Origin of the sequence: Rhodococcoides kyotonense (genome assembly GCF_001645385.1) — a bacterium.
GTDB classification, from domain to species: Bacteria; Actinomycetota; Actinomycetes; order Mycobacteriales; family Mycobacteriaceae; genus Rhodococcoides; species Rhodococcoides kyotonensis_B.
The window spans coordinates 184,194-206,365 of sequence record NZ_LVHI01000023.1 but is presented as its reverse complement, the minus strand read 5'-3'; the positions used below and the strand labels follow the sequence as shown (position 1 = coordinate 206,365).

25 protein-coding genes are annotated in these 22,172 nt (G+C 65.6%); 9 read left to right on the top strand and 16 right to left on the bottom strand.

The window, feature by feature from the left end; genetic code table 11:
• Positions 1-4: 4 nt before the first annotated feature.
• The 5 genes from A3K89_RS16875 to A3K89_RS16855 all read right to left on the bottom strand — a co-directional run bounded on the left by A3K89_RS16875 (position 5) and on the right by A3K89_RS16855 (position 4,743).
• Positions 5-838 carry a carbohydrate ABC transporter permease gene (locus A3K89_RS16875; RefSeq protein WP_068428084.1) on the bottom strand — a complete coding sequence of 278 codons (834 nt, stop codon included), beginning with the start codon at positions 836-838 and terminating at the stop codon, positions 5-7.
• On the bottom strand, positions 838-1,782 hold the full coding sequence (locus A3K89_RS16870; RefSeq protein WP_068428081.1) for a carbohydrate ABC transporter permease: 945 nt from the start codon (positions 1,780-1,782) through the stop codon (positions 838-840). Before A3K89_RS16870 ends, A3K89_RS16875 begins: the two co-directional genes overlap by 1 nt.
• On the bottom strand, positions 1,779-3,101 hold the full coding sequence (locus tag A3K89_RS16865) for an ABC transporter substrate-binding protein (RefSeq protein ID WP_068428078.1): 1,323 nt from the start codon (positions 3,099-3,101) through the stop codon (positions 1,779-1,781). The genes A3K89_RS16870 and A3K89_RS16865 overlap by 4 nt, the downstream gene beginning before the upstream one ends.
• 173 nt (positions 3,102-3,274) lie before the next feature.
• Positions 3,275-3,766, bottom strand: a complete 492-nt coding sequence (locus A3K89_RS16860; protein ID WP_068428075.1) for a general stress protein — start codon at positions 3,764-3,766, stop codon at positions 3,275-3,277.
• A gap of 5 nt (positions 3,767-3,771) precedes the next feature.
• The gene (locus A3K89_RS16855) at positions 3,772-4,743 is read right to left on the bottom strand and encodes an HpcH/HpaI aldolase/citrate lyase family protein (RefSeq protein ID WP_068428072.1); all 972 of its coding nucleotides are present in this window, start codon (positions 4,741-4,743) and stop codon (positions 3,772-3,774) included.
• Positions 4,744-4,800: 57 nt separating this feature from the next.
• On the opposite strand from A3K89_RS16855, the gene A3K89_RS16850 reads away from it, so the two are divergent.
• From A3K89_RS16850 to A3K89_RS16820, 7 genes are all read left to right on the top strand, one after another.
• On the top strand, positions 4,801-6,075 hold the full coding sequence (locus tag A3K89_RS16850) for a magnesium transporter MgtE N-terminal domain-containing protein (protein WP_068428069.1): 1,275 nt from the start codon (positions 4,801-4,803) through the stop codon (positions 6,073-6,075).
• Positions 6,072-6,626 carry a DUF1003 domain-containing protein gene (locus tag A3K89_RS16845; protein WP_068428066.1) on the top strand — a complete coding sequence of 185 codons (555 nt, stop codon included), beginning with the start codon at positions 6,072-6,074 and terminating at the stop codon, positions 6,624-6,626. The genes A3K89_RS16850 and A3K89_RS16845 overlap by 4 nt, the downstream gene beginning before the upstream one ends.
• Positions 6,627-6,680: 54 nt before the next feature.
• The gene (locus A3K89_RS16840) at positions 6,681-7,547 is read left to right on the top strand and encodes a lytic transglycosylase domain-containing protein (protein WP_254303561.1); all 867 of its coding nucleotides are present in this window, start codon (positions 6,681-6,683) and stop codon (positions 7,545-7,547) included.
• Between the two features lie 98 nt (positions 7,548-7,645).
• Entirely contained in the window at positions 7,646-8,515 is an 870-nt protein-coding gene (locus A3K89_RS16835; RefSeq protein WP_068428060.1) for a lytic transglycosylase domain-containing protein, read from the top strand.
• 27 nt (positions 8,516-8,542) lie between these two features.
• Positions 8,543-9,679, top strand: coding sequence for an Mrp/NBP35 family ATP-binding protein (locus A3K89_RS16830; protein ID WP_068428057.1), 1,137 nt, complete (start codon positions 8,543-8,545; stop codon positions 9,677-9,679).
• Between the two features lie 133 nt (positions 9,680-9,812).
• Complete coding sequence (locus A3K89_RS16825) at positions 9,813-11,210, top strand: amino acid ABC transporter substrate-binding protein/permease (protein ID WP_240930828.1); 1,398 nt, start codon at positions 9,813-9,815, stop codon at positions 11,208-11,210.
• Positions 11,207-11,956: an amino acid ABC transporter ATP-binding protein gene (locus A3K89_RS16820; RefSeq protein ID WP_068428051.1), complete on the top strand. Its 750-nt coding sequence runs from the start codon at positions 11,207-11,209 to the stop codon at positions 11,954-11,956. Before A3K89_RS16825 ends, A3K89_RS16820 begins: the two co-directional genes overlap by 4 nt.
• 75 nt (positions 11,957-12,031) lie before the next feature.
• Here A3K89_RS16820 and tatB read toward each other — a convergent pair whose 3' ends face one another.
• Genes tatB through sigE form a run of 4 tightly spaced genes read right to left on the bottom strand, consistent with a single transcriptional unit; the run spans position 12,032 to position 14,889 of the window.
• Positions 12,032-12,430 (bottom strand): Sec-independent protein translocase protein TatB, encoded by a 399-nt coding sequence (gene tatB, locus A3K89_RS16815; protein ID WP_068428049.1) that lies wholly within the window; start codon positions 12,428-12,430, stop codon positions 12,032-12,034.
• Positions 12,431-12,447: 17 nt separating this feature from the next.
• Positions 12,448-13,914: a S1C family serine protease gene (locus A3K89_RS16810; RefSeq protein WP_254303560.1), complete on the bottom strand. Its 1,467-nt coding sequence runs from the start codon at positions 13,912-13,914 to the stop codon at positions 12,448-12,450.
• Positions 13,915-13,925: 11 nt separating this feature from the next.
• Positions 13,926-14,261: a hypothetical protein gene (locus tag A3K89_RS16805; RefSeq protein WP_068429034.1), complete on the bottom strand. Its 336-nt coding sequence runs from the start codon at positions 14,259-14,261 to the stop codon at positions 13,926-13,928.
• Between the two features lie 16 nt (positions 14,262-14,277).
• On the bottom strand, positions 14,278-14,889 hold the full coding sequence (gene sigE, locus A3K89_RS16800; RefSeq protein ID WP_068428046.1) for an RNA polymerase sigma factor SigE: 612 nt from the start codon (positions 14,887-14,889) through the stop codon (positions 14,278-14,280).
• 262 nt (positions 14,890-15,151) lie between these two features.
• Here sigE and A3K89_RS16795 point away from each other — a divergent pair, with 262 nt between their 5' ends.
• A complete protein-coding gene (locus A3K89_RS16795; RefSeq protein ID WP_068428043.1) occupies positions 15,152-15,784 on the top strand; it encodes an O-methyltransferase in 633 nt (210 codons plus the stop codon).
• A 19-nt stretch (positions 15,785-15,803) separates the two neighbouring features.
• Here A3K89_RS16795 and glgC read toward each other — a convergent pair whose 3' ends face one another.
• Positions 15,804-17,018 (bottom strand): glucose-1-phosphate adenylyltransferase, encoded by a 1,215-nt coding sequence (glgC, locus tag A3K89_RS16790; protein ID WP_068428040.1) that lies wholly within the window; start codon positions 17,016-17,018, stop codon positions 15,804-15,806.
• A 76-nt stretch (positions 17,019-17,094) separates the two neighbouring features.
• Between glgC and glgA the strand changes: the two genes are divergently transcribed.
• Positions 17,095-18,270 carry a glycogen synthase gene (glgA, locus tag A3K89_RS16785; protein ID WP_068428037.1) on the top strand — a complete coding sequence of 392 codons (1,176 nt, stop codon included), beginning with the start codon at positions 17,095-17,097 and terminating at the stop codon, positions 18,268-18,270.
• Positions 18,271-18,283: 13 nt separating this feature from the next.
• Here glgA and A3K89_RS16780 read toward each other — a convergent pair whose 3' ends face one another.
• The 6 genes from A3K89_RS16780 to folP all read right to left on the bottom strand — a co-directional run bounded on the left by A3K89_RS16780 (position 18,284) and on the right by folP (position 22,161).
• A complete protein-coding gene (locus tag A3K89_RS16780) occupies positions 18,284-19,123 on the bottom strand; it encodes a methyltransferase domain-containing protein (protein WP_068428031.1) in 840 nt (279 codons plus the stop codon).
• A 74-nt stretch (positions 19,124-19,197) separates the two neighbouring features.
• Complete coding sequence (locus A3K89_RS16775; RefSeq protein WP_068369835.1) at positions 19,198-19,365, bottom strand: DUF3117 domain-containing protein; 168 nt, start codon at positions 19,363-19,365, stop codon at positions 19,198-19,200.
• Positions 19,366-19,463: 98 nt separating this feature from the next.
• Positions 19,464-20,072, bottom strand: a complete 609-nt coding sequence (locus A3K89_RS16770; protein ID WP_068428028.1) for a DNA-3-methyladenine glycosylase I — start codon at positions 20,070-20,072, stop codon at positions 19,464-19,466.
• Positions 20,069-20,365, bottom strand: coding sequence for a DivIVA domain-containing protein (locus tag A3K89_RS16765; protein ID WP_068428025.1), 297 nt, complete (start codon positions 20,363-20,365; stop codon positions 20,069-20,071). The genes A3K89_RS16770 and A3K89_RS16765 overlap by 4 nt, the downstream gene beginning before the upstream one ends.
• 12 nt (positions 20,366-20,377) lie before the next feature.
• Positions 20,378-21,304 (bottom strand): glucosyl-3-phosphoglycerate synthase, encoded by a 927-nt coding sequence (locus A3K89_RS16760; protein WP_068428022.1) that lies wholly within the window; start codon positions 21,302-21,304, stop codon positions 20,378-20,380.
• Positions 21,301-22,161 (bottom strand): dihydropteroate synthase, encoded by an 861-nt coding sequence (gene folP, locus A3K89_RS16755; RefSeq protein ID WP_068428020.1) that lies wholly within the window; start codon positions 22,159-22,161, stop codon positions 21,301-21,303. Before folP ends, A3K89_RS16760 begins: the two co-directional genes overlap by 4 nt.
• Between the last annotated feature and the right edge of the window lie 11 nt (positions 22,162-22,172).

Below are 22,172 nucleotides of genomic sequence, written 5' to 3'. Positions count from 1 at the left end.
ACGGTTATCCCTTCACTGCGCCGGACGTCAAGCCCGCCACGATACGTCGTTGGAAGAAGAGCACGAAGATGATGATCGGAATGGTGATGACGACGGCCGCCGCCGCGATGGACCCGGTCGGCTCCTCGAACTGGGAGCTACCGGTGAACTGAGAGATCGCGGCCGGCACCGTGATCGACCGTTCCGTCGCCGTCAGCGAGATGGCGAGCAGCAGGTCGTTCCACGCGAAGATGAACACCAGAATCGCAGCGGTGACGATGCCCGGCGCGGCGAGAGGCGCGATGACCTTGCGGAACGCCTGGGCGGGGGTTGCACCGTCCATCTTCGCGGCTTTCTCCAGCTCCCACGGGATCTCGCGGAAGAAGGCGGAAAGCGTGTAGATCGCCAACGGCAGTGCGAACGTGATGTACGGGATGATCAGGCCCGGCCACGTGTCGAACAGTCCGAGTGCGCGTTCGATGTCGAACAGCGGTGTCACGAGCGAGATCTGCGGGAACATCGCGATGAGCAGTGCCGCGCCGACGAGGAGTTTCTTGCCGGGGAACTCGAGTCGTGCGACGGCGTAGGCCGCCATCGTTCCGATCACGACGGCGATGAACGTGGTGATCAGGCCGATACCGATCGAGTTGATCAACGCCGACGTGAACTGGTTCGTCGAGAAGATGCCCTTGTAGTTGTCGAACGTGATCGAGCTCGGGATGAACTTGCCGTCGGCGATGGTGGCCGTCGACTTGAACGACAGACTGATGATCCACGCCAGCGGAACCAGCGCGTACAGCAGCACCAGCACGTTGACGACGGTCCAGCCGACTTTCTTGCGAGGCGTTACGGTCGTCATTACTTGCGGCCTCCGTCGTCCGAGCCCGGCGCCGAGGCACCGAACAGCTTGATGAACACGAACGCGATGATGGCGACGCAGAAGAAGATGAGAACGCTGATCGCCGAACCGAGTCCGAGGTTGAATGCTCCGAACAGGTTGTCGTAACCGAGAATCGACACCGATCCGGTTCCGTTGCTGCCCTTGGTCAGAACGTAGATGTTGTCGAAGATGCGGAATGCGTCGAGCGTGCGGAACAACAGGGCGACGAGGATCGCCGGCTTCATCAGCGGAATCGTGATGCGTATCAACCTCGTCCATGCGCCTGCGCCGTCGACCTGTGCCGCCTTCAGCAGATCGTCCGGTACGAGCGCGAGGCCGGCGAGAAGAAGCAGAGCCATGAACGGCGTCGTCTTCCACACTTCGGCGAGAACGACGATGGCGAGGGACGGCAACTGCTCGGTCAGCGGCGCACTGCCGTCGGGAAGCAGGTTGGCCAGGTAACCCGTGCCGGGCGTCCACGCGTAGTACCAGCTGTACGCGGCGGCGACCGTGACGATGCCGTACGGGATCAGCACGACGGTGCGGACCAGTCCGCGTCCGAAGATGGTGCGGTGCATGATGAGTGCGACGGCGAGACCGAGAACGAACTCGATGACCACCGAGACGATGGTGATACCCGCGGTGACGGCGAACGCCGTCCACCAGTAGCCGTCGGTCAGAACCGTCACGTAATTGGAGAGTCCGACGAATTCACGGTCGTCGGGAAATGCCAGGTTGTACTTCTGCAGGCTGAGCCAGAACGCGTAGACGATCGGATAACCCGTCACCGCGATCATCATGATCGCGGCGGGCGCGATCAACAGCAGCCCGAGTCGACGCTCGGCCTTCTTGCCGTCGGACATCTGCTTCAGGACGGCCTGCTTGTCGTAGGTCGTCTCCCGTTCGGTGGTGGGTGCGCTCATGGAATCAGCCCTTCGGAATTGACTGCCTTGGAGACGAGGTCGGCGAGCTTGTCCACGTCCGCCACCGGGTCGATGTTCTGAGGCGGATTGAGCGCGTCGGCGAGAAGGATCGAAATGCTCTGGTACGCAGGCGAAACCGGGCGCACCGCGGCGTTCTCGATGGAGTCGAGCACGCCCTCCCACGCGGGGTACACGGCCTGGAACTCGGGATCCTGGTACAGCTGCGCGAGCACCGGCGGCACACCACCGTTGACGGCGTTGTTGCGCTGGTTGTCCTCGTTGGTCAGGCAGGCGACGGCCTCCCACGCGAGGTCCTCGTGCTGCGTGGTCTTGGCGACACCGATGTTGAATCCACCGATCGTGACCTTGGCGGGCGTGTCCGGAACGACCGCGGGATACGGTGCGCTGCGGAACACTTCGGCGACCTTGGCGTCCTGCTGATCCGCGGGCACGCCGGTGAGATCGAGGAACGGCACCGCGCCTGCAGCCGCGTTCTCCTTGAGACCGGGAAGCACGAACGGGTAGTTGACCTGGAAGGCCGAGTTGCCCGCCTCCATACCCAATCGTGCTGTGGCTTCGTCGGTCTGCGAGATCGACGGATCGTGCCCGTCGGCGGTGGCGACGCGCTTCATGATCTCGAGCGTCTTCTCCGTGGCCGCCCGATGCTCGGGAGTGTCGTTGAGCGTGACGGTCGTTCCGTCTTCGGCGACGACCTGTCCGCCCGCGCTGACGAGAAGGCTGTTGAACCAGACCATCAGGCCCTCGTACTGCTTGGCCTGGACACCGATGTACGCCGGTTTGCCCTGGGCCGCATTGGCCTCCGCCTCGTCGATCATCTGATCCCACGTCTGCGGCGGCTCACCGCCGGGCACCTGGTCCGGTCGGTACCAGAGCAGCTGCGTGTTCGAGTTGAGCGGCACCGCGTAGAGCTGGTCCTGCCACTCGGCCGTCGCGAGCGGCCCTGCCAGCGTCGACCCGTCCGTCAGCTTCGCGGCGAGGTCGTCGGGAACGGGTAGTGCCCACCCCGCCTCGGCGAACTCGGCCGTCCAGACGACGTCGAGCGTCATCAGATCGAGCGTGCCGTCGTTGCCCGCGAGCCTGCGGGCCAACTGGAGCCTCTGATCGTTGGCGCTCTTCGGGAGCGTCCGCTGCTCGACCTCGTAGAGGCCGTTCGACGCGGCCGAGCAGGCTTCCGCGGCTTGCGCGTACTGCTCGGCACCGTCGGCTGCGGTGTAGAAACTGAGCACCGGTGTGCCGCCACCTGACGACGAACACGCGGTCAGCAGCGGGCCGACTATCAACGTGGCCGCCGCCAACACGCCTATCCTGGTTGCGTTTCCGGGCCTCGAACGACGCTGTCTCGGCACTCTCGCCTCCCACTGTTCGACTACTCGTGCAGTAACTCCGTTACCTATTGCCCTGCACGTAAAGAAACGTAACCGAACCGAGGGTGCTCGAGGCGAAATTGGGACTATTCCGTAACAACGCCCAGTTACAGCGACAGCTTCGCGAGCATGTCGCGGGCCTTTTCGGCGCTCTTCGGTTCGCAGAGAACGTCGTAACGACCGGCCACCAACTGCATGCTCGACGCGAAATCCCGTTGCCCCTTGGTCGCCGCGTACGGGATCGCAGTGGAGATCAGACCGAAGATGATGCCGCCGACGATGCCGATGACGAGCGCGCCGAGAATGTTGCCGTTCGTGAAGATCCCCAACACCAGACCGAGGAAGACTCCGAGCCACGCGCCCGAAACGATCCCTCCGCCAATGACTTTGGGCCATGTGAGGCGTCCGAGAACCCGCTCGACCTGCATCAGGTCGACGCCGACGATGGTCACGTCCTGCACGGAGAACTCTTGATCGGACAGGTAGTCGACGGCCTTCTGTGCTTCTGCGTACGTCGGATAGGAACCGATCGGCCAGCCCGACGGCGGCGTCGGAAGCCCTTGGCCACCGCGGCCCGGCTGCGAAAGTGGGTTCGTCATGCCCCCTATTGTGCCCCCGATGTCCGGTTCGCACCCTCACTGCGTGTCATTCCGGCGGCGCGCCCCTTGGCCGAGACGACGAGAGCCATCTTGCGGCTGGCTTCGTCGATCATCTCGTCGCCGAGCATGACGGCGCCGCGGGCGCCGCCGGCGTCGGACGTCGAGTACTCGTAGGCCTCGAGAATCTCCTCGGCTTTGTCGAAGTCGGCCTGGCGCGGACTGAAGATCTCGTTGGCGGCGTCGATCTGCGTCGGATGCAGCACCCACTTGCCGTCGAAGCCGAGGCCCGCGGTGCGGCCGGCCGCGCGTCGGAACGCGTCGACGTCGCGGATCTGCAGGTAGGGCCCGTCGATGGCCTGCAGACCGTGCGTGCGGGCCGCGAGAAGAATGGTCATCAGGATGTGGTGGTAGGCGTCGCCGGTGTCGTACCCCTCGGGCTGCTCCCCGACGACGAGCGTGCGCATGTTGACGCTCGCCATCATGTCGGCGGGACCGAACACCAACGTCTGTACCCGCGGGCTGGCCGTGGCGATCTCGTCGATGTTGCGCAGACTCGTCGCGCTCTCGATCTGCGGCTCGATGCCGATCGCGCCGACCTCGAGTCCGGCGTTCTTCTCCACCTGAGTCAACAGCAGATCGAGCGCCTGCACGTGCGACGCCGTCTCGACCTTCGGCAGCAGAACGGCGTCGAGGTTGGCGCCTGCACCGGACACGACGTCGACGACGTCCAGGTGCGTCCACGGCGTCGTCCAGTCGTTGACGCGCACGACCTTGATCTGGTTGCCCCACCCGTCGGAGTTGAGCGCGTCGACGATGCGTCCGCGTGCCTCCGCCTTGGCGATCGGCGCGACGGCGTCCTCCAGATCGAGGAAGATCTCGTCGGCGGGCAAGCCTTTCGCCTTCTCGATCATCTTCGCGGAACTGCCGGGCACGGCGAGGACCGAGCGCCGAGAACGACCGCTTTCAGGCGAACTCATCTCCGCTGGACTCCTTCGATTCTCTGGTTGGTCCTTCAACGCTCTAACCTTGCCATCATGGCAGCACTGAGCAAGGTATTCGCGGCCAGGCTCGCAGGTCTGGTGGTACTCGGACCGGACGGTGAATCGATCGGCCGCGTCCGCGATCTCGTGGTCACGATGAGACTGGGACGCGCGCAACCGCGCGTGCTCGGCCTCGTCGTCGAACTTGCCACGCGCCGAAGAATTTTCGTGCCCATGCTGCGCGTGACGAGCATCGAGCCGAACTCGGTGCAACTCACCACGGGAAACGTCAGTCTGCGGCGATTCTCGCAGCGCGCGAACGAGATTCTGGTGTTCGCGCAGATTCTCGACTCGAAGGTGCGCGTCGACGATCCCGAACTCGAAGAACTGCACGACACCGATTCCGTCGTCGTCGATCTCGGCATCGAACTGACCCGTACCCGTGACTGGCTCGTCGCCCGTGTCGCGGTCCGACGCCTGCGCGGCAGGCTCGCGCGACGCGGGTCGATGCACGTCGTCGACTGGCAGCACGTGCAGGGTCTGACGCAGAACGCACTGTCGCTGCCGGGCCAGGGCGTCGCACAGTTGCTGATGCAGTTCGAGGATCTCCGTGCCGCCGACGTCGCCAACGCGATGCGCGAACTCCCGGTGAAGCGACGGATGGAGGTGGCGTTGGCGCTGGACGACGAGCGTCTCGCCGACGTCGTCCAGGAGCTGCCCGACGACGACCAGGTCGAGATGATGCACTACCTCGGCAGCGAGCGCGGCGCGGATGTGCTCGAGGCGATGGACCCGGACGACGCCGCCGACCTCCTCGGCGAGCTTCCCGAACCCGAAGCCGAATCGTTGCTGCGCTTGATGGACCCCGAGGATTCCGCTCCGGTCCGCCGTCTGCTCGAGCACTCCCCCGACACCGCAGGCGGTCTGATGACTCCGGAGCCGGTCGTGCTGTCGGCGTCGACGACGGTTGCCGAGGCCCTCGCCCGGGTGCGCAACCCGGACCTGACGCCTGCGCTGTCGTCGCTCGTGTTCGTGGTGCGACCGCCGACGGCGACGCCCACCGGCGCGTACCTCGGATGTGTGCACCTGCAGCAGTTGCTCCGTGAGCCCCCTGCCAGTCTGGTCGGCGGCGTCATCGACAAGGCTCTGCCGCGGCTGTCGCCGGAGGACAGCCTGACGGCCGTCACGCGATATTTCGCGACGTACAACCTCGTCTGCGGCCCCGTCGTCGACGACGAGGATCATCTGGTCGGGGCCGTCACGGTCGACGACGTACTCGATCACCTCCTCCCGGAGGACTGGCGAGATCAGGAGGTGGCAGGTCAATGAAGGAATCCGCACGCGCCCGGATGGACACCCCGCAGGGGTCGCGGTTCTTCAACTGGCATCTCGACGTCGATCTCGGCAGTTCGGGTGAACGCGCCGCCCGGTTCCTCGGTACCGGTCGTTACCTGGCCATCCAGACGATCGTCGTCGTGGTCTGGATCTTCCTGAACGTCGCCGCAGTCAGTCTGCAGTGGGACCCCTATCCGTTCATCCTGTTGAACCTCGCGTTCTCGACGCAGGCCGCCTACGCGGCACCGCTGATTCTGCTGGCGCAGAACCGTCAGGACGACCGTGACCGCGTGTCGCTCGAGGAGGACCGGGCTCGCGCTCAGCAGACCAAGGCGGACACCGAATTCCTTGCGCGCGAACTCGCGTCACTGCGCATCGCCGTCGGCGAGGTCGCGACGCGCGACTACCTGCGTCGCGAACTCGACGAGATCCGCGAAATGCTCGAAGGCCTCGACGGCCAGGCGACGACGTCGAAGAAGTCACGCAAGAAGGCGCGGCAGAGCCAATCGGCGGAATCCATCCTGGGAGAACACCCCGAACTGTAACGTGTATCACTTATGCGGACCCGGGGGAGAATTCGCAGACGAGCGAGCTCTCCCGTGCTGTGCGCGGTCGTCGTGGGCGCAGTGGGCGCCGCGGCGGTATCGGCGTCGGTCGGCGTCGTCGAACAGCCCGTCCCCGTGGTCTCGCCGGCCCCACTCCCCCTCGCGGACACGGTTCCCGGCCTGACCGCGCCGAGTCCGAAACCCGATCGCACGCTCACCATATTCGTTCCGGAGGAACCCGACGAGCCCGACCCGGAACCGGGCCCCGTCGACCCGCCGAGCGTTCCGGAATCGGTAGCGGTGGCCTATTCCAACGCCGAAGCCGCGCTGGCATCGGAGAACCCGTCCTGCCACCTGCCGTGGTACCTGCTCGCCGGGATCGGGCAGGTCGAGTCCGGTCACGCGTACGGCGGCCAGATCGACGCCGACGGCACCACGGTCACGCGCATCGTCGGACCCGTTCGGGGCGGCGACCCACGACACGAGCGGGCCGTCGGGCCGATGCAGTTCATTCCGTCGACGTGGGCGCGGTACAGCTCCGACGGCAACGACGACGGAGACAAGGACCCGAACAACATCTACGACGCCACCCTCGCGGCAGGCCGGTATCTGTGTGCGGGCGGGCTCGACCTGTCCGACCCGGCAGACCTGACCGCGGCACTTCTGCGCTACGGCAACTCACCGGTCTTTGTCGCGGACGTGCTCGCGTGGTCACAGGCGTACTTGCTGGACGGCGAATCGGTGACCCACATTCCGAGCGCGCCCGCGTCCGGCGCGCCGGTGGAGGAGTACCGCACTTCGCCGTCGACCATCCCCGCGCCGGTGCCCGACACGCCGCCGCCGCCAGCCCTGTTTCCGTTCGCACTTCCCCCTCTGCCACCCTTGCCATGTCTCGTTTCGTGCACGGCCCCCGCGCCTTGATAACAGCGAGGTAACGGAAACGTCTCGAATCAGGTAGCCTCGACTCCGGTTCAGTTACGGAGGCCCGAAGAAGCCGGGCAATTTGGAGGTTACGAGGCGTGGGACGTCACAGAAAAGCATCGAATTCCAAAGCCCGCCGGAACTCGGTGATTGCTCTGACAGGACTGGTCCCCGCCGGGCTCGTCACCGCCGCCACGTCGGCGGGTGCGGCCGAGCACATCCCGTTCATGACGTCGGCGTCGCAGCAGAGCGCCGAACCGGTCGTCGAGACCCCCGAGCCCCTTGCGGAACAGACCGACGCACAGCCGGTCGCCGCGGCCGAGGCTCCCGTCGCGCAGGAAGTAGCCGCTCCAGCGCCTGCTCCCGAGCCCGAGGTGGCACCGACACCCGAGCTGCCCACGAACCTCGCAGCCAGCCCGATCGCGATCCCGACGGTCAACGTCTCGGCGTACAAGAACGCCGAGAGGATCCTCGCGACCGAGCAGCCGGGCTGCGGAATCAGCTGGACCATCATCGCGGGCATCGGCCGCGTCGAGTCCACGCACGCCAACAACGGCAAGGCCGACGATCTCGGCGAACTTCTCGAGCCGATCCTCGGGCCCCGCCTCGACGGCACCCTCGCCGGCAACAACGTCATCCCGGACACCGACGGCGGAGCCCTCGACGGCGATCCCCACTACGACCGCGCGGTCGGACCCATGCAGTTCTTGCCCGAGACGTGGAACCACTACCACGCCGACGGCAACGGCGACGGCATCTCCGATCCGCAGAACCTGTTCGATGCGGCCCTCGCCACCGGCAAGTACCTGTGCGACGGCGACCTGAACCTGCGCGATCTGGGCCAGACCACCACGGCGATTCTGCGGTACAACAACTCGATGGCCTACGTCGCCAACGTGCTCGCGTGGTCCGCCGGATACCAGACGGGCATCGTCCCGACGTCGGACCAACTCCCCCGCATCCACTGACACTTTCGGTCCGCATAGCATGGAGAAATGGCAGTTCTGACGGAATCCGACGTTCGCGGCGCACTCACGAAGGTCGTCGATCCGGAAATTCGCAAACCGATCACCGACCTCGGAATGGTCAAGAGCGTCACGATCGGTGACGGCGGCGCCGTCGAGGTGGGGATCTACCTGACCACCGCCGGGTGCCCGATGCGCACCGAGATCAGCGACCGCGTCACGAAGGCCGTCGCCGACGTCGCCGGGGTCGGCACGATCACCGTCGAACTCGACGTCATGAGCGACGAGCAGCGCACCGAACTGCGCAAGTCTCTGCGTGGCGACTCCGCCGAACCCGTCATCCCGTTCGCGCAACCGGGCTCGCTGACGCGCGTGTACGCGGTCGCGTCGGGCAAGGGTGGCGTCGGAAAGTCGTCGGTGACGGTCAATCTCGCCGCGGCGCTCGCGAAGCGCGGCCTGTCGGTCGGCGTGCTCGACGCGGACATCTACGGCCACTCGGTGCCGCGCATGCTCGGCAACGACGCGAAGCCGACGCAGGTCGAGAAGATGATCATGCCTCCGCAGGCGCACGACGTGAAGTTCATCTCGATCGCGCAGTTCACCCAGGGCAACACTCCTGTCGTCTGGCGCGGACCGATGCTGCACCGTGCGCTTCAGCAGTTTCTCGCCGACGTCTTCTGGGGCGACCTCGACGTCCTGCTCCTCGATCTGCCGCCCGGCACCGGTGACATCGCGATCTCGGTCGCGCAGTTGATCCCCGGCGCGGAAATTCTGGTCGTCACGACGCCGCAGCAGGCTGCCGCCGAGGTGGCCGAGCGCGCGGGCGCGATTGCGCTGCAGACCCGTCAGCGCATCGCGGGCGTCGTCGAGAACATGTCGTGGCTCGAACTTCCCGACGGTACGCGCATGGACATCTTCGGATCCGGTGGCGGACAGGACGTCTCGGATCGCCTGACGAAGGCCGTGGGCGCGAAAGTCCCTCTGCTGGGCCAGATTCCGCTGGACACCGCGGTTCGAGAAGGCGGCGACGCGGGAACGCCGATCGTGCTCGCCGCTCCGGAAACACCTGCCGCGCAAGCGCTCGAATCGGTCGCACAGAAGCTCGCGGTGCGTGAACGCGGACTCGTCGGAATGTCTCTGGGAATCGACACGACTCGGCATCTGTAGATCGGGCGTGTGACTCGCGTCGCAACCTGAGACTTGCCTGAGAGCCGCTGTTGGATGAAGAGTGGCAGGCATGAAAATCCCGCACACGAAGGGCCGCGGCGTCATCGCCGCGGCCTTCGTCCTGTTTACCCTCATGCTGGGATCGGTTCTCGCTCCCTCGATCGCGTCGGCGCAACCGGCTCCCCCGCCGGGCCAGAACTACACCATCGCCACCGACGTGACGTTCGCGCCGTTCGAGTTCCAGGACGAGAGCGGCAATCTCGTCGGCATCGACATGGATCTACTGAAAGCCATCTCCGAGGACCAGGGCTTCACCTACAGCGTCGACGCCGTCGGCTTCGACGCGGCACTACAGGGCGTCACCGGTGGACAGTTCGACGGCATGATCGCCGGTATGTCCATCACGGACGCGCGCAAGGCAACGTTCGACTTCTCCGATCCGTACTTCGAATCCGGCGTCCAGATGGGCGTTCTCGACAGCGACGATTCGGTGACGTCCTACGAGGATCTGCGCGGTAAGACCGTCGCGGTCAAGAACGGCACCGAGGGTGCGACGTTCGCCGAGTCCATCAAGGACCAGTACGGTTTCACCACACGCTACTTCGCGGATTCGTCGTCGATGTTCGACGAGGTGCGCACCGGTAATTCGGCTGCGGTGTTCGAGGACTACCCCGTTCTCGCGTACGGCATCAAGCAGGGCAACGGATTCAAGACCGTCACCGAGAAGGAGCCGGGCGCCAGCTACGGATTCGCCGTCGCGAAGGGTCAGAACCCGGAGCTTCTTCAGCAGTTCAACACCGGCCTCGCGAACCTGAAGGCGAGCGGACAGTACGACGACATTCTCGACACGTACCTCAATTCCGACGCCAGCACCGACGACAACTCGATCATCGGGCTGATCAAGAGCACATGGAAGTTGCTGCTCGAAGGTCTGTGGCTGACGATTCTGCTCACCGTGATCTCGATCGCGATCGCCCTCGTACTCGGTGCGATCTTCGGCCTGTTCCGTGTCTCGACCAACATCGTGCTGCGCGGTATCGGCACCACCTACGTCGACATCTTCCGCGGCACTCCGCTTCTGGTGCAGGCGTTCTTCATCTACTTCGGCATCCCGGCAGCGCTCGACTTCCAGATGTCGGCGTTCACGGCAGGCATCATCACGTTGTCGCTCAACGCAGGCGCCTACATGGCCGAGATCGTGCGCGGCGGCATCCTGTCCGTCGACAAGGGCCAGATGGAAGCGTCGCGCAGCCTCGGCATCAGCTACCTGAAGTCGATGCGGAAAGTCGTGATGCCGCAAGCAATTCGGACGATGATTCCGTCGTACATCAATCAGTTCGTCATCACGCTGAAGGACACGTCGATCCTGTCGGTCATCGGCCTCGCCGAGCTGACTCAGACCGGACGCATCATCATCGCCCGAAACTTCCAGTCGTTCAACATGTGGCTGATCATCGGCGTCCTGTACTTCATCATCATCATGGCGCTCACCAAGTTGAGCAATCGCATCGAGAAGAGGATCAACAAATGACGGTCGACGAGAAGGCCGGCGTCAAGATCGCCGTCAAGGATCTGCACAAGGCGTTCGGCGACAACCAGGTTCTGAAGGGAATCGACACCGACGTCGCGTCCGGTGAAGTCGTCTGTGTCATCGGCCCTTCGGGCTCCGGCAAGAGCACGTTTCTACGGTGCCTCAACAAACTCGAGGACATCACGTCGGGCACGGTCGTCGTCGACGGCTACGACCTCACCGACAAGAAGGTCGACCTCGACAAGGTTCGCCAGCACATCGGCATGGTGTTCCAGCACTTCAATCTGTTCCCGCACATGACGGCACTCGAGAACGTGATGCTCGCTCCTGTCGAGACGAAGCGGCAGTCGAAGGCCGAGGCAAGGGAAACGGCGCTGAAGCTGCTCGATCAGGTCGGCCTGTCCGACCGCGCGCACTACCGGCCGGCGAACCTGTCCGGTGGGCAGAAGCAGCGCGTCGCGATCGCACGTGCGCTCGCGATGAGCCCGTCGATCATGCTGTTCGACGAGGCGACATCCGCGCTCGACCCCGAGATGGTCGGCGAGGTACTACAGGTGCTGCGCGACTTGGCGAAGGGCGGCATGACGATGGTCGTCGTGACCCACGAGATGGGCTTCGCCCGCGAGGTGTCCGACCGTGTCATCTTCATGGCCGACGGCGTCATCGTCGAGGAGGGAACGCCCGAGCAGATCTTCGGGAACCCGCAGCACTCTCGTACTCAGGACTTCCTGAACAAGGTGCTGTAGCGGGGGTGCCCAACCCGCATCAATGGTCCGTGGCATCCGATAGACGGGCGCCACGGACCATCGATGCCGGCGAAATCAGGTGGCGTCGGCGTCGATCGGCGGCGTCTGGCCGGGTGGGAGCTTCTTCTCGAGCGACGGCTTCGGCGACGAACCCGAGCCGTTGGTTCCCGGCTTCTTCGCGTCGAAGTTGCCGGTGAAGATCGAGTCGTCACCGTCGAGCAGGTGCTTGGTGATGACAGCGCGTGGCGTCATCCCGCGAAGCTGATTGAGGTCGGCCAACGGCTTGCGCAGATCCTCGAAATCGGTGCCGAGCTCGTCCTTGAGCTGTTGGCTCGCGCCGTTGGCGTACTCCTTCACCTGACGCATGGTCTTGGTGACCCAGGTGATGGCACCGGGAAGCCGGTCGGGACCGAGGATGACGAGAGCTGCTACCAGGAGAATGACGAGCTCTCCCCAGCCGATGTTGCCGAACACGGGCCCAGCTTACGTGTTCAGTCCGAAATCGGCGTGACGGTGACGTCGACGAGACGTCCCGACCGCACTAACTGCACGGGCGTCGCCTGACCGATCTCGCTGGCCTGCACTGCGACGACCAATTCGTCGGCGCTGGTGACGGCACGATCGCCGACCTTCGTGATGACGTCGCCCTCGACGATTCCCGCCTGCTGCGCCGGTCCGCCCGAGCGCACGTTGGCCACCTCGGCGCCGGAGGTGGCGTCGTTGACGACCGAACGCGCGTTGATGCCGATGTCCGGATGCTTCATCTCGCCGGTGCGGATAAGAGACTGTGCGACCTCGGTGACGTCGTCGATCGGGATCGCGAAGCCCAGACCCACCGAGCCGCCGCTCTCGCTGCGAATCGCCGAGTTGATGCCGATGACGCGTCCCTCGGCGTCGATCAGCGGCCCACCCGAGTTACCCGGGTTGATCGCGGCGTCGGTCTGAACGGCGTCGATGACCGCATCGGTGTCGGTGCCCTCACCGGACAACCGCACCGGCCGATCGAGCGCGGAAACGATGCCACGCGTGACGGTCTTGTTCAGACCGAGCGGGGAACCGACGGCGACGACGTCTTCACCGACTCGGACGTCCGCCGAACTTCCGAGTTCGGCGACGGTCAGGTTGCCGACGTCGGTCTTCAGCACCGCGAGATCGGTCTTGGTGTCGCGTCCGACGATCTGCGCCGGAACCTTGGTGCCGTCGGAGAACGTGACCTGCAGCGTGGCATTGTCCGAGTTGGTCGCGGCCATCGAGATGACGTGGTTGTTGGTGACGATGTAGCCGGCACCGTCGATGACGACGCCCGATCCGGTGCCCGCGTTCTCGCCGAGCGTGACCTGAATGGACACGACGGACGGCAGAACCGCGTCGGCGACCCTGGCGACCTGTCCCGGCGGCAGATCCTCACCGGACGACTGCGTCAAGTTGACCTTCTGGCTGGTCAGCGCTCCGGTGACCTCGGCGGTCTCGCGGCCGATCAGGCCGCCGACCAGCCCGATTCCCAGCGCAATCACCCCGAGTACGACCAGCGCCTTCGGTGCGACGCGTTCTCCGAACAAGACTTCGCGCACACCGAGCTTCGGACCGACCGGCACCTCGGCTGGTGTCGGCGTCTGCGCACCGGCTGCGCCGAGACGGACGGCCGAATGCGGATCGCGCCACGGATCCTCGGGTTCGGGCTCGGTGTCGACGACGGTCGACGACGCGTCGGGATCGCGCTGGAAGGAGGACGTCGCATCGGCGGGACGGCCGAACGCCTCGGCCAGGACCGGGTCGGGTGTACGCACCGACATCGACGGCGACGGCTCGGACCTACGGGCGACCGGCGTGAACGAACCCGTGACGTCACGAGGACGAGAGAAAGCGGCAGCGGATGCACTGTCGACCTCCGGCCGGTGCACGGGCCGCGGTGGAAGTCGGGGCGCTTCGGGATCGGTGTGCGTGCTCGCGTCGGTCACGATCGTCCAGGCTACCGACGGCGCCGACGAATTCCGACCACCGACGTGACGATCGCCCGCTTTCGGCGTTCCAGAGCGTCTTTCTTGTCGGTCGGCTCGCACATCGGGATCTGGCTGAGCAGACCGAGCAACGAGTGCGGCATCGACAGATCACCGGAACCGCGAAGCGCGGTTCGGGCCTGCTGCTGAGCATCGACCTCGGCGGCACATTCTTCGCACTCGGTGATGTGGTGCGCGGCGCGCAGGTACGCGCTCATCCGCAATTCGCCGTCGACGAACGCGGCGATCGCCTCGCTGGCCAGATGCTCGGTGGAGCTGAACTGCCGTGGCTTGCGGGCCTGCGTCATCCAACCCTCCTGATAGCTACTGGGCACTGGCGTGAGCCGAGTCGGCCTTTCCGTTCACTCGAAGGTACTCGCGTAGTGCCGCACGTCCTCGGTGGATCCTGCTTCGAACCGTACCGAGCTTCACTCCCAGTGTTGCACCGATCTCCTCGTAGGACAGTCCTTCGATGTCACACAGGACGATGGCGGCACGGAATTCAGGCGCCAACGAGTCGAGCGCAGACTGCAGATCGGGGTCGAGGCGAGCGTCGTGATAGATCTGCTCGGGATTGGGAACGTCCGACGGCACCCTGTCGTAATCCTCGGGCAAAGCTTCCATGCGGATGCGGTTGCGACGGCGGACCATGTCGAGGAACAGGTTGGTCGTGATGCGGTGCAGCCAGCCCTCGAACGTGCCCGGCTGGTAGTTGGACAGCGATCGGAAGACACGGATGAAGGTGTCCTGCGTCAGATCCTCGGCGTCCTGGGCGTTGCCGGACAGCCGGTACGCCAAGCGGTACACCCGATCGCCGTGCTCGCGCACGAGCTCGTCCCACGACGGCATGGAAGATTCCTCGCCCGTGGCGTCGAACACTGCGGTGCCGGTGGCGTCCGCCGCCTCGTCTGCGACGGCGTCGGGCAACCGAGTCATGTCTCGGTCTCCGTTGACTGTGTAGATGGTGGATCCTCCTGCTCAGGACCTAAGTCGGGGGTCCTGCTCCTGCCGCGTTCAACTGTCGGCGCCGTCGCATTTGTTCCCGTTGTCGGTCTTCTCGATCAAGCGATCACGAGTAGCTTCTCCCACCGGGGTGTGGGAGTCGTATGAATAACCTGAGGCGCCGCTGAGAAACCTGGGGGCCTGGTACGCCGGGTCACTCCACCGGTTCCGTCCCTGGTCACGCTAACCTCGAAATGTGCCGACAAACGCCGAGAAGCTTCTTGCCTATGCCGAGGATTCCGTTCAGGAGGACGAGGTACTCGTCGCAGCCCGAGAACGGGCCGAGGAGTTGGGAGCCGCACCCGTCGCACCGTCCGTCGGAGCGATCCTGAGCATCTTCACCCAGATGTTGAGCGCCAAGACCGTCGTCGAGATCGGCACGGGCGCCGGCATCTCCGGCCTCTGGCTGCTCGACGGCATGCGCGAGGACGGCGTTCTGACCACCATCGACACCGAACCCGAACACCAGCGCGCCGCGCGTGAAGCGTTCCGCGCAGGTGGGATCGCACCGTCACGTACACGCTTGATCAACGGCTGGGCACTCGACGTCCTGCCGCGGCTCGCCGACGACGCGTACGACCTCGTCTTCATCGACGCAAGTCCCGTCGACCAACTCCATTTCGTGCAGGAAAGCGTCCGGCTACTGCGCCCGGGCGGAGTTCTGGTGCTGCACAACGCACTTCTGAACGGACGCGTCGCCGACGGCGCTCAGCGCGACGCGACGACCGTGGCCGTGCGGGCCGCCGCACGAGCGATCGCCGAGGACGAGCGACTCACGACTGTGCTGCTCCCCCTCGGCGACGGGCTCATTTGCGCCTCGCGCAGCTAGGCGGCTGCGCCGAAGGCGCCTAGATCCACACGCCCTTGCCGACGGACACGACCCCACCTGCGGAGACGTTGAAGCGCTCCTTGTCGCGCTCGATGTCGACGCCGATGATCTCCCCGTCGCCGACGACGACGTTCTTATCGAGGATCGCGCGTCGGACGACGGCGCCCTTGCCGATCTTCACACCGGGCATCAGCACGCTGCCTTCGACGGTGGCGCCGCTGTCGATCATGACGTTCGACGACAGGACCGAATTGCGCACGGTCGCGGCCGACAGGATGCATCCCGCGCCGACGACGGATTCCTGCGCGAGCCCGCCCTGCACGAACTTGGCGGGCGGGAGGTTCTCGGCGGCACCGCGGATGGGCCAGCGGCGGTTGTACAGGTTGAAGATCGGGTGCACGGACACCAGATCCATGTGCGCGTCGTAGAAGGCGTCGATGGTTCCGACGTCGCGCCAGTAGCCGCGGTCGCGTTCGGTGGCGCCGGGGACGACGTTGTCGTTGAAGTCGTACACCGACGCGACACCTGCCTCGACGAGCGCGGGGATGATGTCGCCGCCCATGTCGTGGTCGGAATCGGAGTTCTCCGAGTCGGCTTTGATGGCGTCGACGAGCACTTTCGTCGTGAACACGTAGTTGCCCATCGAAGCGAACGTCATGTTGGGGTCGTCGGGCGTGCCGGGTGGGTGCGCCGGCTTCTCCAGGAACTGGGTGATCTTGCCGCTGCTGTCGCTGTCGATGCAGCCGAACGCGAACGCCTCACTGCGCGGAACGCGAATTCCGGCGACGGTGACGCCCGCTCCGGACTCGATGTGCTGCTGCACCATCTGTTCCGGGTCCATGCGGTAGACGTGATCGGCGCCGAACACCACGATGTATTCGGGGTCTTCGTCGTAGACGAGATTCAGTGACTGGAAGATCGCGTCTGCGCTTCCCGTGTACCAGCGCGGACCGAGTCGCTGCTGGGCGGGCACGGGAGTGATGTACTCCCCCGCGAACCCGGACAGGCGCCAGGTCTGCGAGATGTGCCGGTCCAGCGAGTGAGACTTGTACTGGGTCAGCACGCAGAGCCGGAGGTAACCGGCGTTGACGAGATTGCTCAGAACGAAGTCGATCAGTCGATATGCGCCGCCGAACGGGACGGCCGGCTTGGCTCGATCCGCGGTCATCGGGTAAAGCCGCTTACCCTCACCGCCTGCAAGCACGATCCCTAGTACGTGCGGTTGTGTCCTCACATTGCCAACCTATCCGCACCGGGTGAACCTTGCTAGCAGTACACGCGTGTCGCGGCGGGAATGTAGGTTTAGCGGTGTGCGCGTGGCAATGATGACGAGGGAATATCCGCCTGAGGTCTACGGCGGGGCAGGTGTTCATGTGACCGAGCTGTCGGCACAGCTGAAAGCCCTGTGCGAGGTGGACATCCACTGCATGGGCGCGCCGCGTGACACCGCGCAGGTGCACGACCCCGACCCGGCGCTCGCCGGCGCCAATCCGGCGCTCACGACGCTGTCGGCCGAGCTGCGGATGGCGAATGCGGCCGCGGGCGCCGACGTCGTGCATTCACACACCTGGTATTCCGGTCTCGCCGGGCACCTCGCCGCCGAACTCTACGGCGTCCCACACATTCTGACGGCCCACTCGCTCGAGCCGCGACGCCCGTGGAAGGCCGAACAACTCGGCGGCGGCTACAGAATCTCGTCGTGGTCGGAGAAGAACGCGGTCGAGTACGCCGACGCCGTCATCGCCGTCAGCGAGGGCATGGCCAAGGACGTGCTCGACTCGTACCCGCGCCTCGATCCCAGCCGAGTTCACGTGGTGCGCAACGGAATCGACACCGAGCGCTGGCACGCAGGCCCTGCCGCCGATCCACAGGACTCCGCGCTGGAGGCCATCGGCGTGGATCCGACCCGGCCGATGGTCGCGTTCGTCGGACGCATCACCCGTCAGAAGGGCGTCGGACATCTCGTCGCCGCAGCCCACGACTTCGACCCCTCGATCCAGCTCGTACTGTGCGCGGGCGCGCCCGACACTCCCGAGATCGCGGCCGAGACCGAGCGCGCAGTGGCGGAACTGGCCGCGAAACGATCCGGCGTGTTCTGGGTCCGCGACATGCTACCCACCGAGAAGATCCGTGAAATCCTCTCGGCAGCAGACGTTTTCGTGTGCCCGTCGGTGTACGAGCCGCTCGGCATCGTGAATCTCGAAGCGATGGCGGCGGAGACGGCCGTCGTCGCGTCCGATGTCGGCGGCATTCCTGAGGTCGTGAACGACGGTGTCACCGGCAGACTGGTGCACTACAACTCGTACGAACCGCAGGCGTTCGAGCGGGCCCTGGCGACGACGGTCAACGAGGTCGCTCTCGACCCGGCGACGGCGACCGCGATGGGCAAGGCGGGCCGTGAGCGGGCCGTCGCCGAATTCTCCTGGGCTGCCATCGCGCAGCAGACCGTCGAGGTCTATCAGGCAGCTCTGGCCCGACGCGGTTAGCGAGCCCTCGGGGTCACACGGCCCGGTAGGTTCCGACCGTCACCGACACGGTGACGTGGACGGGCTCGGGCATCGACTCGATGGACGCCCGTCGCGCCGCCGGGGTGGTGTGGCGGGCGGACGGGCCCATCGCGACGAAGGCCTCGACGGCGTCGTGATCCAACTGCACCGCGTATTCGACGACGTCGCGTTCGACTGCCTCGAACTTGCCTGCGAGCGAATCACCGAGTCTGCGGGCCTTGTCCTCGTCGACGCCGATGAGACCGACGGTGGCCGTGAGTTCGCGTTGATGTCGTTCCGTGGGCGTGACGACGACCAATACCCCCTCGGGTGTGAGGACACGTCGTAGCTCGGACGCGTTACGCGGCGAGAAGACACACGTCACAGCGTCGACGGACCCGTCACGTACGGGCAGGCCCTGCCACACGTCGGCGACGATCGATCCGAGTCTCGGGTGCGCGCGTGCGACGCGTCTCGCCGCTGCCTTGGACACGTCGACACCGATGCCCCGCGCGCCGTCGGCTGCGTCGAGAACGGCGGCGAGGTAGTGCCCCGTCCCTGCACCGACCTCGAGGACCGTGCCGACGGATCCGACGGATCCGACGGCCTGGGAAACCGCGTCCGCGATCGGCGCGAAATGACCCGCGTCGAGGAAATCCGCGCGTGCGGCGATCATGTCGGCGGAGTCACCGGTGATCTTCCCGGCGCCGCCGGACTGCAGGCTGACGTACCCCTGACGTGCGACGTCGAACGTGTGCCCGCGGTCGCACAGCAGGAACTTGTCGTCGTCACCGAGGTCGAGGTCGGATCCGCACAGCGGGCAGATCAACAGGTCGATCACATCAGCGAGCACGAAGCCTCCAGCACATCACGAAGCCCCGCCCGCCTGATCGGCGAGCGGGGCTTGGCGCAGAAACAGACGAGAAGTTAACCGGTGACGCCCTTCAGTTCTTCTCCCAATGCCGCAGCCTCGTCCGGGGTGAGTTCGACGACGAGCCGTCCACCGCCCTCGAGCGGCACCCTCATCACGATCCCCCGTCCTTCTTTGGTTGCTTCGAGGGGACCGTCCCCGGTCCGGGGCTTCATCGCCGCCATCCTCTGCTCCCTCCACATCTGCGCCACACTGCATGCGCGTCGGCCTGTAAAGATGTTCCCGCCTCGTGGCGGAAAAGGTTCTTGCTGCCTATTCTTCCCTATCGCGGCCCGTACCGGGAACTGGAGTCGGTATTAGTGGGCTTCACCCAACAGCCGGACAGGTGATCGTCCACCATTCCGGTGGCCTGCATCAACGCATACGCCGTGGTCGGACCGAAGAATTTCAGCCCCCGGCGTTTGAGTTCCTTCGCCATCGCGGTCGACTCCTCGGTCACCGCTGGCACATCCGTCACGTGGTCGAGTCGCTGCGCCCGGGGCTGCGGCGCGAACGACCACAACAGCGTGTCCAGGTCGGTTCCCTCCAGGTCGAGCACGACGCGTGCGTTGACGACGGCCGCCTCGATCTTCGCTCGGTTGCGCACGATTCCGGCGTCGCCCATGAGCCGTTCGACGTCGTCGGCACCGAAAGTCGCGACCTTCTCGGGATCGAATCCGGCGAACGCGGATCGAAAAGCCTCTCGCTTCCGCAGAATTGTGATCCACGACAGTCCGGACTGGAACGCTTCCAGACACAGACGCTCGTACAGCGCGCTCGTGCCGTGGACCGGCTTGCCCCACTCGTCGTCGTGGTAGTCGCGGTACAACGCGTCGGACCCGGCGCCCCACGGGCAACGAAGCTTCCCGTCGGGCCCGGCGACAGCCGTCATTCGTCACTCGCTTCTGCGACGGCAGCGAGCTCGGACCGCAGCCGGTCGATCTCGGCGCTCAATCGGTCGAGCGCCCAGTCGACTTCGCTCGGCTTGTAGCCGCGCAGCGTCTGCTGGAACTTCAGCGCCCGGACGTCGTCGCCGGTGACGTCCTCGGCGGGAAGCACCGTCGCCGTCGTGCCCTCGGGGAGCGGTGCGAGTTCCTCACCACGTCCGAACACAGCACTGGCCACGAAGAAGAGCACGGCTGCGATCACGGCAATGATGACGACGTAGAGCAGGAGCGTCAGCATTGCTCGATGTTCTCACAGCGTGTTGATGGGAGGCCTGTCCGTCAACGACACCTCGGTCGAGAAGGGAACGAACGAGTCGCCCTCGGCGCGGAACTGCATCAACCCGGCACCGGAATCGACCATTCCGCACCGGCCGAGCATCGTGCCGACGATCTGACGGCTCATCGCCCCCAGTTCGACGAGCGGCCGATTACGGTGTTTGCGCACACCGAGATTGACCTGGCCGATCGCGTTCAACCCGAGCCGGTCGTACGTGTCGAGCAGCAAACCGATCTCGACGCCGTAGCCCGGCGCGAACGGCACCGCGGACAACAGTTCGCGGGTGCCCGCGTATTCGCCGCCGAGCGGCTGGATCACGCCCGTCAGTTCCGGTCGCAGCGCGGCCAGCAGCGGTCGCGCGACGAGTTCGGTGACGCGTCCACCGCCGTTGGCGTCCTCGGAGCCGCTCGTCCGCAGCGGCCGTCGGTAGTAGCCCTTCACGAGATGGATCCCGTCGCCCGTGAGCAACGGCCCGAGGAGTTTCGGCACGAACGCCGGATCGGGATTGATGAGGTCGGAATCGACGAACGCGATGATGTCGCCCGTCGACGCTGCGACGGAACGCCACAGGACCTCGCCTTTGCCCTTCACCGGATCGAGCCCGGGGATGGCTTCCTCGCGGCTGATGACGCGTGCGCCCGCGGCCGTCGCACGTTCGGCGGTGGCATCGGTGGATCCGGAGTCGAGGACGATCAGCTCGTCGACCAGTCCGCCCAGAAGCGGATGGATGGTGTCGACGACGGCCGCGACCGTCTCCTCCTCGTTCAGCGCAGGCAGTACGACCGAGACGGTCCGTCCTGCTTTGGCCGCTTCGAGTTCGGCGAGCGACCAGGAGGGTTCGTCCCAGCTGTTCGTGTCGTTCCACGCCGTCGTCACCGACGTCGGTTCGGCAAGGGTCATGCGAGCCCCCTGACGGTTCGTACGGGACTTCTCGTTCCCTGGATCGCCGCCACCATGTCGACGACTCTTCTGGTCGACGCAACCTCGTGCACCCGGAACATTCGAGCGCCGCCTGCTGCGGCCCATGCTGTCGCTGCCAATGTTCCCTCCAACCGGTCGACGAGTTCTACACCCAGAGTCTCCCCGATGAAATCCTTGTTGCTCAGCGCCATGAGCACTGGCCATCCGGTGTTTACAAGAACGTCCAATCGACGCAACAACTCGAGCCCGTGGAACGTGTTTTTTCCGAAATCGTGGGTCGGATCGATCAGGATCGCGTCCTTCGCGACGCCGGCTGCGACGGCTTTCTCGGCCGCCGCGGTCACCTCGGCGACGACGTCCGCGACGACATCGGTGTAGCGGACGCGGTGCGGCCTGGTCCGCGGTTCGGCACCGCCCGTGTGCGAGCAGACGATGCCGACGCCTTCCGACGCGGCCACCCCGACGAGGTCGGGATCGGCCCCTGCCCACGTGTCGTTGATCATGTCCGCACCTGCCGCACAGGCGAGCCGTGCGACCTCGCTGCGCCACGTGTCGACGCTGACGAGCAGGTCCGGATACTCGTCGCGAATCGCTTCGACGAACGGCACGACGCGCCTGATCTCCTCGGCCGCGTCGACGACCGTTCCCGGTCCCGCCTTGACGCCGCCGACGTCGATCATGTCGGCACCCTCTGCGACCGCACGATGCACCGACGCCATCGCGGCGTCGTCGGTGAAGTTGGCACCCTGGTCGTAGAACGAGTCGGGGGTGCGGTTGACGATGGCCATGACCAACGCGCGATCGTCGGCCACCGGCTTGCCGCAGAGTGTGCTCATGATGCCAAGTC

What these genes read in the sequence shown, in the direction of transcription:
- A3K89_RS16875 (WP_068428084.1), bottom strand. Translation starts at nt 838, where the DNA reads ATGACGACCGTAACGCCTCGCAAGAAAGTCGGCTGGACCGTCGTCAAC.
- A3K89_RS16870 (WP_068428081.1), bottom strand. Translation starts at nt 1,782, where the DNA reads ATGAGCGCACCCACCACCGAACGGGAGACGACCTACGACAAGCAGGCC.
- A3K89_RS16860 (WP_068428075.1), bottom strand. Translation starts at nt 3,766, where the DNA reads ATGACGAACCCACTTTCGCAGCCGGGCCGCGGTGGCCAAGGGCTTCCG.
- A3K89_RS16855 (WP_068428072.1), bottom strand. Translation starts at nt 4,743, where the DNA reads ATGAGTTCGCCTGAAAGCGGTCGTTCTCGGCGCTCGGTCCTCGCCGTG.
- A3K89_RS16850 (WP_068428069.1), top strand. Translation starts at nt 4,801, where the DNA reads ATGGCAGCACTGAGCAAGGTATTCGCGGCCAGGCTCGCAGGTCTGGTG.
- A3K89_RS16845 (WP_068428066.1), top strand. Translation starts at nt 6,072, where the DNA reads ATGAAGGAATCCGCACGCGCCCGGATGGACACCCCGCAGGGGTCGCGG.
- A3K89_RS16830 (WP_068428057.1), top strand. Translation starts at nt 8,543, where the DNA reads ATGGCAGTTCTGACGGAATCCGACGTTCGCGGCGCACTCACGAAGGTC.
- A3K89_RS16825 (WP_240930828.1), top strand. Translation starts at nt 9,813, where the DNA reads ATGCTGGGATCGGTTCTCGCTCCCTCGATCGCGTCGGCGCAACCGGCT.
- A3K89_RS16820 (WP_068428051.1), top strand. Translation starts at nt 11,207, where the DNA reads ATGACGGTCGACGAGAAGGCCGGCGTCAAGATCGCCGTCAAGGATCTG.
- A3K89_RS16805 (WP_068429034.1), bottom strand. Translation starts at nt 14,261, where the DNA reads ATGACGCAGGCCCGCAAGCCACGGCAGTTCAGCTCCACCGAGCATCTG.
- sigE (WP_068428046.1), bottom strand. Translation starts at nt 14,889, where the DNA reads ATGACTCGGTTGCCCGACGCCGTCGCAGACGAGGCGGCGGACGCCACC.
- A3K89_RS16775 (WP_068369835.1), bottom strand. Translation starts at nt 19,365, where the DNA reads ATGGCGGCGATGAAGCCCCGGACCGGGGACGGTCCCCTCGAAGCAACC.
- A3K89_RS16770 (WP_068428028.1), bottom strand. Translation starts at nt 20,072, where the DNA reads ATGACGGCTGTCGCCGGGCCCGACGGGAAGCTTCGTTGCCCGTGGGGC.
- A3K89_RS16765 (WP_068428025.1), bottom strand. Translation starts at nt 20,365, where the DNA reads ATGCTGACGCTCCTGCTCTACGTCGTCATCATTGCCGTGATCGCAGCC.
- A3K89_RS16760 (WP_068428022.1), bottom strand. Translation starts at nt 21,304, where the DNA reads ATGACCCTTGCCGAACCGACGTCGGTGACGACGGCGTGGAACGACACG.
- folP (WP_068428020.1), bottom strand. Translation starts at nt 22,161, where the DNA reads ATGAGCACACTCTGCGGCAAGCCGGTGGCCGACGATCGCGCGTTGGTC.